19 protein-coding genes are annotated in these 15596 nt (G+C 69.7%); 13 read left to right on the plus strand and 6 right to left on the minus strand.

The features are described 5' to 3' along the window. Positions 1-311: 311 nt before the first annotated feature. The 3 genes from Ae505Ps2_RS34140 to Ae505Ps2_RS29685 form a co-directional block, all read right to left on the minus strand. The gene (locus tag Ae505Ps2_RS34140; protein WP_256371362.1) at positions 312-443 is read right to left on the minus strand and encodes a hypothetical protein; all 132 of its coding nucleotides are present in this window, start codon (positions 441-443) and stop codon (positions 312-314) included. A 93-nt stretch (positions 444-536) separates the two neighbouring features. Further along, the gene (locus Ae505Ps2_RS29680) at positions 537-920 is read right to left on the minus strand and encodes a type II toxin-antitoxin system VapC family toxin (RefSeq protein WP_139320309.1); all 384 of its coding nucleotides are present in this window, start codon (positions 918-920) and stop codon (positions 537-539) included. After that, positions 920-1147 (minus strand): hypothetical protein, encoded by a 228-nt coding sequence (locus Ae505Ps2_RS29685; RefSeq protein ID WP_212567743.1) that lies wholly within the window; start codon positions 1145-1147, stop codon positions 920-922. Before Ae505Ps2_RS29685 ends, Ae505Ps2_RS29680 begins: the two co-directional genes overlap by 1 nt. Positions 1148-1298: 151 nt before the next feature. Here Ae505Ps2_RS29685 and Ae505Ps2_RS29690 point away from each other — a divergent pair, with 151 nt between their 5' ends. Then, positions 1299-1592, plus strand: a complete 294-nt coding sequence (locus Ae505Ps2_RS29690) for a hypothetical protein (RefSeq protein WP_075329880.1) — start codon at positions 1299-1301, stop codon at positions 1590-1592. Between the two features lie 135 nt (positions 1593-1727). On the opposite strand, the gene Ae505Ps2_RS29695 is transcribed toward Ae505Ps2_RS29690, so the two are convergent. From Ae505Ps2_RS29695 to Ae505Ps2_RS29705, 3 genes are all read right to left on the minus strand, one after another. After that, positions 1728-2321, minus strand: a complete 594-nt coding sequence (locus tag Ae505Ps2_RS29695) for a GNAT family protein (protein WP_075329879.1) — start codon at positions 2319-2321, stop codon at positions 1728-1730. After that, a complete protein-coding gene (locus tag Ae505Ps2_RS29700; RefSeq protein WP_170917180.1) occupies positions 2318-3631 on the minus strand; it encodes an XRE family transcriptional regulator in 1314 nt (437 codons plus the stop codon). Before Ae505Ps2_RS29700 ends, Ae505Ps2_RS29695 begins: the two co-directional genes overlap by 4 nt. A 163-nt stretch (positions 3632-3794) precedes the next feature. Then, positions 3795-4541: a GntR family transcriptional regulator gene (locus Ae505Ps2_RS29705; protein WP_075554413.1), complete on the minus strand. Its 747-nt coding sequence runs from the start codon at positions 4539-4541 to the stop codon at positions 3795-3797. Positions 4542-4749: 208 nt separating this feature from the next. On the opposite strand from Ae505Ps2_RS29705, the gene Ae505Ps2_RS29710 reads away from it, so the two are divergent. From Ae505Ps2_RS29710 to Ae505Ps2_RS29760, 12 genes are all read left to right on the plus strand, one after another. Further along, entirely contained in the window at positions 4750-5553 is an 804-nt protein-coding gene (locus Ae505Ps2_RS29710) for a DUF2637 domain-containing protein (protein ID WP_075329877.1), read from the plus strand. A 27-nt stretch (positions 5554-5580) separates the two neighbouring features. After that, positions 5581-5904 carry a hypothetical protein gene (locus Ae505Ps2_RS29715; protein WP_075329876.1) on the plus strand — a complete coding sequence of 108 codons (324 nt, stop codon included), beginning with the start codon at positions 5581-5583 and terminating at the stop codon, positions 5902-5904. 95 nt (positions 5905-5999) lie between these two features. Next, positions 6000-6368, plus strand: coding sequence for a WhiB family transcriptional regulator (locus Ae505Ps2_RS29720; RefSeq protein WP_249265428.1), 369 nt, complete (start codon positions 6000-6002; stop codon positions 6366-6368). 14 nt (positions 6369-6382) lie between these two features. Continuing rightward, on the plus strand, positions 6383-6856 hold the full coding sequence (locus Ae505Ps2_RS29725) for a hypothetical protein (protein ID WP_075554415.1): 474 nt from the start codon (positions 6383-6385) through the stop codon (positions 6854-6856). Beyond that, entirely contained in the window at positions 6853-7446 is a 594-nt protein-coding gene (locus tag Ae505Ps2_RS29730; protein ID WP_139319273.1) for a hypothetical protein, read from the plus strand. Before Ae505Ps2_RS29725 ends, Ae505Ps2_RS29730 begins: the two co-directional genes overlap by 4 nt. Then, positions 7443-8696 (plus strand): hypothetical protein, encoded by a 1254-nt coding sequence (locus Ae505Ps2_RS29735; RefSeq protein ID WP_075329873.1) that lies wholly within the window; start codon positions 7443-7445, stop codon positions 8694-8696. Before Ae505Ps2_RS29730 ends, Ae505Ps2_RS29735 begins: the two co-directional genes overlap by 4 nt. Before the next feature lie 66 nt (positions 8697-8762). Further along, positions 8763-8900, plus strand: coding sequence for a hypothetical protein (locus tag Ae505Ps2_RS32330; RefSeq protein ID WP_170917181.1), 138 nt, complete (start codon positions 8763-8765; stop codon positions 8898-8900). Then, positions 8897-9316: a hypothetical protein gene (locus Ae505Ps2_RS29740; RefSeq protein WP_075329872.1), complete on the plus strand. Its 420-nt coding sequence runs from the start codon at positions 8897-8899 to the stop codon at positions 9314-9316. Before Ae505Ps2_RS32330 ends, Ae505Ps2_RS29740 begins: the two co-directional genes overlap by 4 nt. Positions 9317-9968: 652 nt before the next feature. Beyond that, positions 9969-13265 carry a DUF927 domain-containing protein gene (locus tag Ae505Ps2_RS29745; protein ID WP_139319272.1) on the plus strand — a complete coding sequence of 1099 codons (3297 nt, stop codon included), beginning with the start codon at positions 9969-9971 and terminating at the stop codon, positions 13263-13265. An 88-nt stretch (positions 13266-13353) separates the two neighbouring features. Further along, positions 13354-13878, plus strand: a complete 525-nt coding sequence (locus Ae505Ps2_RS31650) for a hypothetical protein (RefSeq protein WP_139319271.1) — start codon at positions 13354-13356, stop codon at positions 13876-13878. Between the two features lie 68 nt (positions 13879-13946). Continuing rightward, a complete protein-coding gene (locus Ae505Ps2_RS29755) occupies positions 13947-14663 on the plus strand; it encodes a ParA family protein (RefSeq protein WP_075554418.1) in 717 nt (238 codons plus the stop codon). A 2-nt stretch (positions 14664-14665) separates the two neighbouring features. Further along, complete coding sequence (locus Ae505Ps2_RS29760; RefSeq protein ID WP_075329868.1) at positions 14666-15058, plus strand: hypothetical protein; 393 nt, start codon at positions 14666-14668, stop codon at positions 15056-15058. The last annotated feature ends 538 nt before the right edge of the window (positions 15059-15596 follow it).

Genomic DNA, 15596 nt, shown 5'->3' on the forward strand with positions numbered 1-15596 from the left:
CACGCTCCGCGTTGCTGCTTCCGGCGCTCCGCGCGGAAGGGCGTAGCCCTGGAGTGCTGTGCGTGACTGTTTTGCCTGGTCAACGCTACGCGTTGACGTAAACGCGTGTAAGCGCGTTTGCTGCTTTGCGCTGAGCGTGTTTACGCATTTGCGCAACGCATTCACGTAAATGATAGCACAAATGGCCTGGTGAATGCGATTGGTACGCCGAATAAAGGAATGGCAGATGTGCGTTTTCACGCGTAGCCGTGAACACGTATATACGTGAACTAACCGTGCTAACCAGCAATTACTTTGGCTTAGATAGGTGATCAGAAGAACTGACAAGCGACACCGAAGCAGAGCGCGACCAAGCTCAGGCCGGTGGCCGTGGCGAAGTTGTGGCCGAGCGAGTGCCGGTAGCGCAGCGAGGCCAGGAGCACGACCAGCGCGACCGCGAGCACGACCCATCCGCCGGCGTGGACGTACGGAGCTGCCGAGTCTAGGAACGGGGGACGGATGGGCGGCGGGTCGGGGGATGGTGTCAGCCAGTGTGATCACTGGCTGACCTTAATTCCTCTGTTCTCGGCTGCCTTTGCGAGTCGCTCATCGAACGTTGCGAGACCTGCCGGACCGTTCAGCTCCGCTGTGAGCAGGACGCAGCAGTCCGGCATTCGGAGGCCAGTGTGCGCTCGCAGCTCGGCTAGTTGCCCCGCAGCATCGGCGGGCAGCTCGGCCGTCTGGATGCGGAGGCGGTCAAGGATCTCTTCGGCGGCCCGGCGCCGGCCGTGCCGGGCGGGGACGACCAGGACTTCGGCACGGGTAAGCACGCTGGCAATCTTGGGCTGTCCAGCTAGCTCGGTGAGCAGGCGAGTGGCCCGGGCGTGATGTGCATCGTTGCTATCCAGGTGCGCGATGAGCACGCAGGCATCCACGACCATCACGCCGGCCACTCCTCGCGCAACGCCTCCAGATCCCCAGGCTGGAAGATCCCAGTCAGGGCGCCACTGGTCTGCGCCACGACCCGCTGATCGGCCACGAGAGACGCGCGCAGCGCGGCGTGACCCTCGGCCACCAGCTTGCGCAGTAGCTCAGCAGGAGGAAGGCCAGGCCAGCGCTCAGCCGCTTCCGCGAGCGCGTCACTGACCTCGTCAGTCTCGGTGATCATGTGCCGTCGTCGAGAAGTCGCCATACCTACAGTGTTGCACCATCTCCGCATAGTGCAACACTCGGTATTGCCGAAAGCGGCCTCGCCAGCGCCGGCGACCTGCCACAGTGGTTTCGTTCGAACGGCCGACAGCCGTGGAAGGGGTGTCCCGATGATCGCTGAGCTGATCCTGACCGTTGCGCTGACGCGCGGTGGTGACGCACCGATCCCCCCGCCGAACCCGCACGGGGCTCCGGGCCACTCCATCCTGTACGCCTACGACCCTGCGGACTGGGCAGCTCAGCGGGAGGAGTGCCGGCGCATCCTGGCCACCGACCCGCCCGGGTCAACGTGCGTGGTCCAACCAGGCCGGGAGATCATCATCCCCGACTCGGGCGACATCACCGGGGAGATACTCAACCGAGCCCCCGAAATCCGGCGAGACGCCCAGGAGCCCCGGCCCTGATGGTGCGCGCCGTTCGGTGGGGCGTTCCGTGGGGCGTTCGATGGGGCGTTCGGTGGGGCGATGATCACAGCTGCAGCTCGGCCCGTTATGCCAGCTCAGAGCAGGTTTGAGCAGGTGAAGGACAGCCCAGACAAATCACGGCTTGGGGGGTTGGTGGGGGCCGGACGGAGCGTGCTCAGTGGCGAGGATCGAATAGAGCCGCGAGTCTCGCCATGATCCGTTTGTGTAGACGTGGTCGCGGAGGGTGCCCTCGTGCTGGAAGCCGAGCCGCTTGATCAGCGCGATGCTGGCCGCGTTGTCGGGTCCGATGGCTGCGCTGATGCGGTGTAGGCCGAGCTGCTCGAATCCGAAGGTGACCATGAGTCGGGCGGCGGCGGTCGAGTAGCCGTGTCCCCAGTGATCGGCGGCCGTGGCATAGCCGAGCTTGCCTGCCTGCACACCGGCGAAGGCGAGGCGCACGAAGCCCACCAGGAGGCCGTCAGAGCTGCGGGTGGTGGCGAGGTAGTACTCAGTACGGGGGGTGTTCCTTGCGCGCTCCAGGATGCCGCTCAGCATCGCCTTGGTGTCCTCCCGGGAGCGGGAGTCGAAGCTCAGCCAGGTGGTTACCCGGTCATCGCCCACCAGGGCGAGCGCCTGGTCGACGTCCTGGTCGGTGAACTCTCGGAGCACGACTGGCCCGTCCGGCTCGGTGAGCTGGACGGGCCAGAGCGTCGGGGCAGCAGTGCTCATCGGGGGAGGGACTGGAGCGGGGTCCGGGTGAACGACTCCAGTGCCTCCTGTAGATCAACGGAGTCGGCCGCGAGAGTGCTGGTCACCAGGGCATTGTGCACGCGCTGGGCGGACTTGATGATGCCGCCGATGCGTTGCTCAACCGGCAGAGTCAGCACGGGCGCCACGGCTTCCCGGGCGCCATCCAGCTCCCCGCGGCCGATCCGGGCAATGGCCAGATCCGTGCTCGCGCCGGCGGCGTCTCCGAACGCCCAGTCCGGAGCGCTGGTGTTCCGGTACGCCTCCACGGCCTGGCTTGACCAGCTCTCGGCCTCCGACCCTCCGGGCAGCCACGCCCATGCATCGGCGGCGTAGTAGAGCTGACGGGACCGGGTGAAGGTGGCCAGGCCGCCCAACTCGTCCAGGTCGTCGGGGCGGACGCTTGACCACGCCTCGTCCGCCCGGGTCAGTGATTCCCGCACCTGCTCGACGTTGCCGAGCTGGCCCCACGCCCGGGCCTCGCTGACTGCCAGCCAGACCTGCGAGGTTGAGCCGGCCTGAGCTGCCCACTCGGCACCGCGCTGCGCGTACCGGATGCTCTCGTGTGGGCGGTTGGCCCAGTACGACACGAGCGATTGGAGGCCGGAGATCCACGCCCGGAGCCCGTGGTGATCGGCCTGCTCGGCGCACAGGAACGCAGTCCGGGACTGGGTGAGCGCTGCCGACGGGTCCCCGAGGTCGTGGCTGGCCTTGGCCAGCATCCCGCCCACCAAGCCCGCGAGCATGTAGAGCTGCCGGCCGTGGCTCGGCCGCTGCGGGCGCTCCAACAGGTCGAAGATCGTGGACTGAGCGCCCACCAAGTGACCGAGAACCTCGGGTAGCGGCCGGGCCGGGTAGGCCATCGCCAGGTCACGGACTCCCTCTACGACTTGCTCCATGCTCAGGTCCGACAGACCCGGCAGGTTGAGGGCAAAGCGTTGTGCGCGGTCAGCAGCCACGGCGAGAACCTCCCGATCGGGATCGGACGCCGCAGCCACCAGGGCGGGCGCCGAAGAGACGATGACAAGGTCACCCGCAGCGCTGTAGGGCGCGAGAAGATCGGCAACTGGATGCCCGAACGCGTACTGAAGCGCTCGGGCCGTCGCCGGCTGGGGGTCGGTCACGCGCTCGCGGCGAGCCAGCCGGGCCAGGTGCCGGGGCGTTAGCGAGATCGACCGCGCCTCGTGCTCCTTCGCGGAGGCGGCCACGAACCGCGCGGCTTCATCCCAAGTGAGTTGGCGTTGGCGGATCAAGGCTTCGAGCAACGTGCGCGGCTCGCCCGACTCCGTCATGCCGATCTCCTCCTCTGCGTGGTGACAACCTCAACTCTCATCGGTTCCGCCTGCGCTGCATAGGCAAGGTCAGCGTTGGTCCCGCCCATGTCCACCCATTGTCCTGCCTGGATCTCTCCCGTGGGGCCACTTCGGGAAAACCAGCACGTCACCAGGCCAACGCTCAGGTGGCGGGTAGCTCGTAGATGAGCTGGACGTGGTCCGCAATGATCGTTATGTAGTTGACCTCCACCGGCCGAACCTCGGTGTGCGCGGTCCTCTCGATCCGATAGATCGGAGCCCCGAGCGGGATGCGGAGCTGGTGAGCCTCGTGCTCGGAGGCCTGTCCGATCCGGACGCTCTCAACAAACCGGTCGAGATGGTGACCAGCGTCGATCAACCTCTGGTGGATGCCACCTGGTCCCGGGTTCTCATCCTCGATCGGCGTCCCCTCGGTGACGTCACGGGGCAGGTACGACGTGGCGAGCTGGTAGGGCTGCTCGTCCCGGTAGTGAACGCGGTCTCGGACAAGAACTTCCGACCCTGGGTCGACCTCCAGCGCGGAAGCGACCCGATCATCAGCTCGCCGGATCTCGACCACAGTTGCGGCGCGCAGCGTCCAGCCGCAGAAGTAGGCATCGGTGAGCGCAGCACCTCGGCCCGCGTCGCGCTCGACCTGACTCAGGCGCCGGCGGCCAACTCGCATCACCGGCGGGTGCGGTCGTACGTAGGCCCCGGAGCCGACGAGCGTCTCCACCAGGCCCTCGGCCCGGAGGGTGTTGATCGCAGCGGTGATGGTCTGCGAGGAGACCCCGTACTGGCCCTCTAGGACCCGCCGGGCCGGGAGCCGCTCCCCGGCTGCGTAGGTCCCGTCACTGATGGCGGCACGCAGCTCGCTGGCGATTTCTCGAGCTCCGGGACGGTCAGGCATCGGGCAAGGGTAATCGGTGCAGACCAATGGCTTGACGCGGGCGGTCGAGGTGTGTCACCGTGCAGGCAGATTGGTGTACACCAATTTGTCTGACCTGGAGATGTCCGTGCGATGTCGCGCGATGTCCTGCGATGTCCTGCGGAGGTCGGGTGCAGGTCGTGGAGAGGTCCTGCCGGTCAGACCGAGTCTCTAACCCATGGAGGAATTCATGAACGAATCGACCGCTCGGACACGGCGGAGCGCCTGGACCTGGCTGCCGCTGGTGATCGTGGTTGGCGCGCCGGCGGCAGCGAGCTGGCACGGCCTGACCGATGCCGGGGAGCACGCGCTCGGCCTGCACGGCTCGTGGTCCTGGCTGGTCCCGCTGGTCCTGGATGCCGCCGCCGCCTACGCCGCGTTGCTGGCCCTGAGGGCCACGGAGGCGGGCGATTCCGCCGCCCTGGACCGGATGCTGGTGTGGGCCTACGCGGCCGGGAGCGCGGCCCTGAACGCCTGGTGGGCCGACAAGGCGGGTGGTCTGCCGGCGGCACTGTTCTTCGCAGCGGCGAGCGTCTCAGCGGTCGTTCTGTGGGATCGCACGCTGCGGGCCATCCGACGGGACGTGCTGCGCCGGATGGGCGCGGTGGCGACGCCGGCGCCGAGGTTCCGGCCGGCGCGGTGGCTGGTCGCCCCGGGCGAGACCCGGCGGGCGTGGTGCCTGGCCGTGGTCGAAGGGATCACCGACCCGGCCGAGGCCGTGCGCGCGGTGCGTCACCAGCCCCGAGCGGACCAGACCCCGGTGCGGGCGCTGGCCGAGCTGTCCAAAGCCGACGCCGTGCGGGCCGCGCTTCAGGAGGTCGACGACCAGACGCCGCACGTGGTGGCCGCCTGGCTGGCCGCCCGGGGCATCGAGGTGGCGCCCACCTACGTCGCCGACGTCAAGCGCCGTGACGCCAGCAAGACCGGCACCAAGCAACTCGACGCCGGCGACACCGACCCCGACGACCCGGGCGCCCTGCGCCTGGCCGGCTGATCCACGACACGAGAGGAGACCTGACCAATGACCAGCACGACGGGCCACATCACCGGGCGGCGAGGTCTGCGCCTGGTGGGCCAGGACCAGGCCGGGACGGCGCCGGCGGGCCCCTGGGAGACGACCGAGCTGTGCGCCCGGCACGCCGACGCCCTGGCCGGCGAGATCGAGGCGGCCGAGCGGGCCGTGCTGGCCCAGATCGAGCAGCTCGGGGCCGGGGACCTGATCGGGGCGCAGCGGGCCGCGTTCGGGATCCGGGCCACGTTGCGGACGGTCGCCAACTCCCTCGGGGAGCTGCACACCGCCCTGGACGAGGCCGCGCACTCCGGTCGACCCGAGGGGGCGTCATGACCTCGCAGGGACCGCGCCCGCACCGCTTCCGGCAACACGAACACGTCAGCACGCATACACGCGATCGCGTTTACACGCAGAACGGAGCAGCAGCAATGCACTACAAGCGGACCGAGTGGCCCTCGGTCGTTCCCGACCCGGCCGCCGAGGCCCTGGCCGAGATCGCCGAGCTGATGGCTCAGCCGGCGCCCGGTTTCTGGGCCGCTGAGGGCCTCTGCGCCGACCTGGACCCCGAGCTGCACCAGCCGGTCGGGGACGAGGGCTCGCTGCCCTACCGCCGGCAGGCCCGGGAGGCCATCGACGTGTGCCGGGCCTGCCCGGTGCTGGCCGAGTGCCGGGCCTGGGCCCTCGCGCACAACGAGGTCGGCATCTGGGGCGCCATGACGCCCGAGCAGCGCCGGCGCGCCCGCCAGACCACCACCACCCCCACCGAGACCCCGGCCGCGTTGCGGCCGGCGAGCTGACAGGAGAGATCGCCATGCGAACCACACACAACACCCCGCGACGGCGGCGCGCGGGAGCCGCGCTCGCACCGCTGCGCCCGGTCGCCACGCTGCGCCCGGTCCAGAGCGACCCGCCGGCGCTGCGCCCGGTCCGGGAGCTGCGCCCGGTCGTGGCCAGCTCGCCGGCGCGGCGGCCGGTGACCGCGCTCGTCAAGCGCACGCCTCAGGAGGTCGGTCGGCGCCGGCGACGGCTACGAGTGCCCTGGGACATCGTGGCCCGGGCGCTCGCGGTCCTCCTGGCCGTCGGGCTGACCGGGCTGGCTGTCTGGGCCGTGGTCGCCCTGGTGACCGCGATCGTGGCCGAGATCGCGGCGGTCGTGGCGGCGGTCGTGGCCTGGGTCCACCAGTACCGGGGCGCGATCATCCTGCTCGGCATCATCGCGGTTATTTGCCTGTTCAGCGGGGGTGCCAAGTGCACCGGGATGCACTGCGGGGGGTGCCGGCGATGAGCGGATTCTGGACCACCGTCACCCGGGGCGAGGCTCTGCGGGTGGGCCGCAAGGACGGCGGGATCATCGTCGGCGTCCTGTTCATCGCGGCCATGTTCAAGTTCATCTTCCGGTTCTTCTCCGGGCGGCCGATCCGGGGCGACCGGCACCGCAAGACGGACGCGGAGTTCTTCCGCGCCGGCACCCGGAAGCTCCACATGAACGACCGCACTCCGGGCCGGTGGGCGTACCTGCCCGAGTGGAAGCGGGCCGCCATCCGGTGCGCGGTGTTGCACCTGGTCGTGGTCATGGTGTGGGCCTGGTTCGCCGGGCCGCCGGCGGCGGAAGTGGCGCCCGACGCCTGGTGGATGGACCATTTCGAGTTCTTCGGGTCCATCACTCAGACGGTCATGACCTTGCTGGCCGGGGCGCTGGTATTCGCCACGATGTGGTGGGCCATCGTCCGAATCGACACCAATGTGCGGGACGCCAAGCACAACCGCACCCTTCTCAAGCCGTTCAAGCAGGCTGTGGCGCCCATTCTCGGTATCGCCGACAGGGACGTGAAGGTAATCATTCCGCGCGACGCTATGACAGGAGGCAAGAAGTGACCGCGCGCCGAATCGGGCATATCGATTTGCCCGACCATTTCCGAGCCGACGCCGAGCAGAAGAAGGCCATCACGGCGCTCGTCAACGCCCGGTTCCCCATGGAAGTCGAGATCGACTGGAGGACGACGCAGTCCCCGCAGCAGGCGGTCCTGATGCAGGTGGAGCAGTGCCCGACGACGGTGCCGTTCGACCAGGTCAGAGACAAGGTTGAGGCATGCAAGCCCGGTGAGGTGTTCATCGGGCTCGACCGCAAGCGCAAGCCCTACATCGGCTCGTTCCTGACCGATGACCCGCACTGGGGATTCGAGGTCGGGTCCCGCCGGGGTAAGTCCACGTTCCTTTCGTTCACCGCCGCGCAGATTCTCCACCAGGACCCGCGCGCCACGGTGACCGGAATCGACGTCAAGCGGGAGTCGTTCAAGGCGTTGTTCGGTGTGCCGAGGCTCAAGCTCTACAACGATCCGCGCGACATTGCCGCTATGTGGAAGGCGGTTCGGGATTTCAAGGATGAGATGGATCGGCGGTGTGATGCGCGGGCCGCCGATCCGACTCTCGATTTCCCGTTTGCCTTGCTGATGATCGATGAGTTGAGTCAGTTTTCCGCGCAGACCAAGCAGTTGTGGACGCACGTTAAGGAGAAAGGAGATCCGGCGCACGCACCGGTGTGGGACGACATCGCCTCGATCATGTGGCAGGGGGCCGCATTCCGGTGCCATGTTCTCATGGCGGGGCAGCGAATCGATCACCAAGTAACCGGTGGAATCGGGCTCATCACCAGCCTTGGTTTTCGGGGCCTGGCCGGTTTTCGAAACGCGAACTGGGCGCGGCTGATCGGCACCTATCCGATTCCGCGTAGCCGGCCCGAGCGGGGCCGGTGGATCTACTCGGACGGCAATTCCGAGACGTGGGTCCAGAACGTGTGGGCGACCGACGAGGAGATCAAGGCGTACGCGATGGGCGGTTCCCACGCCGAGGCGTCGGAGGCCGCTCCCACTGGGCCAACCGAGCAGGGTGGGAAGTGGGAAGCACCCGCCGACCCGGACGCCAGCACCGCCGGCGGTACCGAGTGGGTGGTGGGAAACGAGGCTGCCGCGCGCTATCTCAGAATCGAGACGGAGGCATTCCGAAAGCGCCGCCGGACCAGGGAGATTCCCAATACCGACCGCCGTGGGAACAGTCCCATGTGGAAGCCCTCCGACCTGGACGAATGGGCCAAGTCCTGGGCCAAGGAGACCGAGAACGCGGCATAGGTAAAAGCCGTTTGTCTCGGCCTGATTTGGCACGTGGGAAAGATCGGGAACAGGAAGGTGGGAACCATGCAGGGAATGTGGACAGACGCGTTCGACCGGCTCCGCGAGGCCGTCCTCAACGGGGCCACGGTCGCGGAGGTCGAGCGGCTCGCCCTGATCGAGCTGGGCGAGCTGCTCGACGCCGAGGAGGACGGCGACCAGTGAAACGGCTCGGACTCGCGGAGGAGATGGCCGGCGGCAGGGAACTGGTCGCGCTCGTTGGCGGTCCCTGGGCCGGGCGCTGGTGGTGGGCCGACCAACTCGCCGAAGCTCAGCGGGCCGCCGGCCGGTATCCCATCGAGCACCCGGCCGGCCGGCTCGCCGGCTACCACCCCGCCGGCGGCCCGACCGAGCACCGCGTCAAGCACCCCGACCTGCGCGAGGCCGAGGACGGGGTGAGCGGCTGGGTGTTCACCTGGCAGCCCGGCGCGTGCAGCGAGTGGGCGCAGACCCTCGCCCCGGCGGCTGCGCCGGCCGCGCGACCCGCGATCCCTCAACAGCGACAGCGGCGCCAGGAGATCGCGACCGAGCGCGCGGCCCTGCCCCTGCACATCGCGGCCGGAAGCGAGCGCGCCGCGTGATCAGATCGAGGCAATCTGTGACTGCTCCCGGCGCGTCTTCCCGTATTTGCGAATACGACGGAGTAGAACGCACCCATGCCCAGACGACCACCGCTGAGCAACGCTGGTGCGAAACCGAAGTGGGGCGAGCCGACGAGCGCTCTCGCTGTGCGCTGGCCTTGCTCCCACCGGGAGTTCTACGAGCAGCGAGCCAAGGAACAGGGCCTGAGCTTCAGCGAGTACATCGTCCGGGTCCTCGCGGAGGCTCACGGGCTGAAGCTCCCGGCGTCGGGGAAGGAGAGCGACGGGCAGCTACCCCTGACCGCCTGATCTACCGATCTACCCCTGAACAGCAGAGAACCCCCCGTCTGAGCTTGGCGGCAAGCCGGGGGGCTCTCTTGGAACAACCTCGTTGGAGGTCGCACGTGCAGGCGGCACTGTACAACCGAGACTCGGAGTCTTCTACATTCCGTTGCTCCGTGCGCGTCGCGGCGGCTCCGGGTCACAGCGGCGGTGCACGGTGACCCCGCCTCCCCCCGCCGCTGGCGGGACCGTCGCGTCCCTGGACGATCGCCGTCAGCCCGAGCCGGCGCCGGCGTGGCCGATCGACACGTGGGGCACCAACGTGTGCGCCTACAGCACCGGGTCGGACAGTGACGGCCGAGAGCGCGGCGTGTACATCCAGCGCGGGCAGCGCTGGACGAAGATCGGGCCACTGCCGTTCGTCCTGGAAGTCATCGAGCACGTCGACGGCGCCGGCCGCCAGACCTCCCCCTCGTTCCGGCTCTCCCCGACCCCGCTGGCCGACCCGGCCCGGGTGACGCTGGTCAACGATGAGGACCTGGGCAAGGGACTGTGGGCCGGGCCGCTCGGGATGGCCGTGTCCTGCGACCCGAAGATCGCTCAGACCATCGGCTCGGCCGTGCGCCAGTACGCCCGCACCCACCGGGTACCGGTCAGCCGGTCCGTACCGAGCTGGACCAGTGAGGGCGAGCTACTGCTCCCGGCCGCCGACGTCGGACCCGCCGGGTACGGCCAGCTCGCCCCCGTCACCGAGGACACCGCCCGCGCGGCGTGGTCGCGGATCATCACCGAGGCCGCCGCAGCGCCGAAGCTCGGACTGGTCGCCGGGCTGAGCCTGGGCGGGCTGTTCGTGCGTCCCCTCGGGCGTTCGTCCTGTGTGGCGCTGCTGGTCGGGTCAGCCGGGAAGGGCAAGTCGACCGCGCTGGTCACCGGCGCCGCCGCGATCGGCGACCCGAGCACCGGCAACGTGGTCCGCACCTGGAACGCGACCCCGATCGCGCTTACCCAAGAGCTGGGATTGCTCAGCTCGTTGCCCGCGTACCGGGACGAGTACGGCTCGGCCGGGCTGGATGCCCGCAAGACCGAGCAGATGATCCTGGCCGTGGCTGAGGGAGCGTCCCGGACCACCGGCGGCCGGACCGGCACCCCGCGCACGTCCCCGACGTGGTTCTCGGTGCTGATCGCCAACGGCAACGACTCCATCCTCGGTGAGGTCACCAACGAGGCCGTGGCCCGCCGGCTGATCGAGATCGAGACACCGATCACCCGCGACGCCGAGAGCGCCGAGCTGGTGGAGGAGCTGGCCCGCGAGCACCACGGGTGGCCACTGCACTGGCTCCGTACGGCCGGGGTGACCCCGGCCGAGTTCGGCGAGCGCCTGGCCCTCGCACAGGAGGACATCGGGGCGCCCGCGGAATCAGTCCCGCGCAGTCTCGGCAAGCACCTGGCCCTCGGCGTCGCCGGCGCCGAGCTGCTCGACCGCCTGGTCCACGGCGAGGCCGCCGGCGCGCTGCGCACAGCCGTCCTCGAGGTAGCCCGGCAACTGCTCGACCAGCTCGTCAGCGAGGCCCGGGAACGGGGCATCACCCCCGGGGAGCGGGTGCTCTCCGCTGTGGTCGACGCCCTGGTGTCTCGGCCGGGCAACTTCCCCGACCGGGGCACCTACCGCAGCGCGGTCGCCGGCGGCCCCGGGCCGGCGCTGCGCGAGGTCGAGGGCTGGGACCTGTCCGCCGACGCCGCCCTCGATGGCGATGTCGCGGTGTTGTCCTCCCGGCTGGCCGGGATCTGCTCCGAGGCCGGGATCACCAACCCGGGTACCGGGCTGCGCGAGCTGACCCGCTCCGGGGCGGCCGGGCGGTCGGGGCTGTTGCGCAGCACCGACCCCGAGGGACGGCGGGTGCAGCGGATCAACGTCGGCGACGCGAGTCACCGGCCCTCGGTGTACGTGTTCCGGCTCGGCGAGCTGCTCCCCACCGAGCCGCCAGCGGCCCCGGTCGAGCACGGGCCGGCGTTCCCGGGTTCCGTTCCCGGTTCCCCGGTTCGTTCCCGGTCCGTTCCCGGTTCGCCCACCGAAACCGGGAACGGGCGTGTCGAGCCTGTGACCAGCAACGATGAGGTAAGTAAGGGTACCCTCGTTCCCGGTGTTCCCGGTTTTTCGGCGAACCATCGTATGCGCGAGGAGAGCCACCACTCGGCCTCACCGAGCGCTTGCTCGGTCTGCGCCGACCCCGGGGTGATGTGGTGCGGGTTTGGGCAGGTCAGCGAGACGCCGGCGCCGTGTCTGGTGTGCGGTGAGCCGACCGCCACCCGGTCCGCCTGCGGTGCGGTCCGGCACGCCGGCTGCCGCGTCGACCTCGGGCCGCCCGCCGCCGTGGCCGAGGAGGCCAGCACAGCGACCAGCACCGAGCCTGCGGTCCGCGACACCGCGCACCGGCCCGGCGGGCAGCGCCGGCTACGTCCGACCGACGCCGGCGCCGACGAGGCCCGCACGGTCGACCCGGCCGAGGAGCTGGACCGGTTCTCTCGGGTGGTGCGCTCCCGCTATCCCGACGCCGGCGCCGAGGAGCTGGCCGCCAGTCTGGCCCTGTTCACCGAGGCCACCGGCGGGTTGCGGTTCGTGTCCTTCCCCGGTGAGGTCGGCATCGCCGCGTACGCCCGGCTGGTCGCCCGGCACGCGGCCATGCCCGTACCCGAGCCCCTGGGCGAGACCACCCTCAGCGACCACGGGATCCGCATCCGGCTCTCGGTTGACTACCTCAACCGCCGGCTCAAGCTGCCCGCCAGCGCGCGAATCGTCGGGTGCGACGTCAACGCCCAGTACCTCGCCGCCGCGCACTCGGGGCTGATCCTCGGGGACGGCGAGCCCGTCACCGGATCGCCGAACCCGCTGGCCGTGATCACCAGCGGCAAGCCCGGCTATGTGCGGATGGGCCGGGCGGTCAGCACGCGCCGGCTCGGGCTCGGCCGCGACGGGTCCGGCAAGCTCGCCCGGGGCGAGTGGATCACCACCCCGGTAGCGAAGTACCTCATCAAGGACCGGGGCATCGAGCTGCCCATCGATGAAATCGTGTGGTGGCGTGACTGCGGGCGCCGGCTGGACAAGTGGGCCAAGCCGCTGGCCCGGGCCTACCGGATGCTCAAGCCGCGCGAGGACGACCCGGCGCGGTTCGCGCTGGTCGCGGTCAAGAGCGTCTACACCGCCTTCCTCGGCGGGATGCTGCGCAGCAAGCGCTACAACCGCACCGGGCTGTGGCGGCCGGACTGGGCCGACCAGTTGCGCACCCTCGCGTGGGCCAACCAGTGGCGGGCCCTGGACAAGGCCGAGAGCGCCGGCGCCAAGGTGCTCGGGGTCTACCGGGACGCCGCGTGGTTCGTGGTGCCCGCAGCCCATCCCGCCGGCGAGCCGTACGCACCGACCGCGCTGACCATCGATCCGAGCTGGCCCGGCAAGTGGAAGCTGGACCGGGCCGCCGAGCTGGACGAGGACATGCGGGCCGCGCTGGCCGACGGGTCGGTACCCCGGTTCGCCGCCGCGCTGGCTGACGCGTCCGGCGTCGGCACCGGACCAGACCTGCTGGAGTCCCTGGCCGAGCTCGGGCTCAGCGCCGACGATTCCGACGACGCCAGCGGAGACGCTCAGATCGGTTCTGAGGAGGCCCAGTCATGACCCGGCACCTGATGCCCGCCCGGGCCCTACCGGGGCACACAGCGGCTCCTGAGCGGCCCGGGACGGCCCTATCTGGGCGGGTGGCCTGATGGCGCGCGGTGGTCGTAGCGGCCGGGGGCCGGCGCCTCGGGGAGCGACCCGCAGCCTCCTGCAGCCGGGTTCGGCCACCGAGGCCGCCCGCTCGCACATCGCCACCCACGGGCGGGGCACCTCGCGCTGGCTCGCCCAGGAGTACGGGGTTTCCCAGCGCACCGCGCAACGCTGGCTCGCCGGCACCCAACGACCTCGCAACGCCAGCGCCGTGCTCGCCGGCGCCGACACCCGACAGCTCAGGATCAGCAAGCTCCGCCAAGTCAGCACCGCCCGGCTCGGACAAGTCACGATCTACGAGAAGTCACCGCGCCGGCGCAGCGTCCGCAACTACGGCGACGTCGAGGTGGACATGAGCCCGGTCGCCGACCTGCTGGCCGCCGGCGGCAGCGAGGCCGAGGCCGACGAGCTGGCCCGCGACATCTTCACCGGCGCCTACTTCGACTACCACGGCGAGATGCCCGACGCCGGCGACTTCCCCATCGAGATCGAGAGCTACAGCTCCGACCCCGAGTTTTACTGAGCGAAAACCCCTTCACGTGTCAACGTGAAGGGGTTTTTACGTAAACCGATGTGCGGTACGCTGCGGTTATGGCTGCGAAATCACCCCGGATCCTTGGGGTCGGATCTTCCAAAGGCGGGGTCGGCAAGACTCAGACGGCGGTGACTCTCGCGCATCTGGCCACCTTGGAGGGCTACCGGGTGCTGTTGGCCGACGCGGACCCGAACCTCAGCGCGGCGGACTGGGCCACTCGATCCGAGGGCATGACCTTCGACGTGGACGACCTCCAGGACGCCGGACCGGCGGTGCTGACCCGGTTGCGCGAGCTGCCCGACTACGACCTGGTGGTGGTCGACCTCCCCGGGGCGAAGTCCTCCGACGCCTGGTCGGCCCTGCTGCACGGCAGCTCGGGCGCACCCGTCGTTGACGGCCTGGTCGTGCCCTCGGCGGTGCGCACGATGGACCTGCGGACCGTGCTCCGGGTGATCCGGGAGGCCGTGGTCCCCACCAAGGTCCCGTACCTGCTGGTCGGGACGCTGGTCAAGACACCGAGCCTGCCCAACGCGTTGCAGGAGTTGAACGAGATAGCCGGGTCCACCGGGATCTCCGTTGCCCGCACCGTGATCCGGGATCTGTCGGTGCACGCCGAGGCTGTGACCTGGAATCGGCCCATCACCGAGATGCCCGGCGGTCGGCACTCCACTGCCCGTGCCGCTGAGCGGGAGTACCGCAACCTGGCCCGCGAGGTGTTCGCCGGGCTGCTGCACATGAAGTGGTCCACCACCCAAGAAGCAGGAGAACTCTGATCATGGCCCGCCACCGCTCCATCGCCGCCAGCCTCGCCGAGCCGGTTGCACCGCCGGAGCCGGCCACCGAGCCCGAGTCACCGGCTCCGACCGCTCGTAAGAAGCGGGCGCCACGCAAGACCGCCCCGCCGGCGCCGGCGGCCGAGCCCGAGCAGGACGACAAGCCGCGGGCCGATCCGCCCCGGATCCTGTTCCCGCCTCAAGGCCAGGCCGAGGGCCGGGTCAGCCTCAAGCTGCACGCCGAGGACATGCGCGCGATGGGTGAGGCCAAGCTCGATGACCGGGTCGACCACAACCAGCGCATCCGCGCCATGATCGCCGTGTGGAGGGCCAACCCTCGGTTCCGTACCCAGGTCGACCGGCTGGCCCGCACCAGTCCCAAGGGGCTCGGCTGAACTACCTTGCTGCCGCACCGCTTCCGCTCCTCGGCGCCCCGAGGGGGCGCCTGCGGTGCGGGTCGGCTTGCCCTCGAATGCACCCCGGCCAGCAGACGAGGCCAAGATGGACGCCATGACACAGGCCGAGCTACAGCGGCGGATCAAGGCAGTCGGCATCGCTGATCACTGGCCCTACGGCGCCAACAATCCCGAGACCCGTGACCGACTCCTCGACTGGGCCGAACCACTCCAGCTGCGCTACTCCGAGGCCGGGACGTGCCTCCACTGGATCGCCAAAGGCCGCTGTGCAGTGCAGACCTGCCAAGAGCACGCCCGCTCCCGTAGCTGGCTGGACCACGTGTCTGGCTGGACGCGTAGCGGGAAACCAGCCCTCCTGGTCGCGCAACCCTACGGACTCGACCAGGACCAGCTACGGGACATCCTCGGAGCCGCTGAACAGTTCGGGCTAGAACCGAGGATCGATGGCACCGGATGGTACGGAAACGGCTCGACCTTTCTCAGCCTCGCACCTAAGTCAAAGTAGCTGGTTAATTCA

The sequence above is a fragment of the Pseudonocardia sp. Ae505_Ps2 genome (assembly GCF_001932425.1).
GTDB lineage: Bacteria > Actinomycetota > Actinomycetes > Mycobacteriales > Pseudonocardiaceae > Pseudonocardia.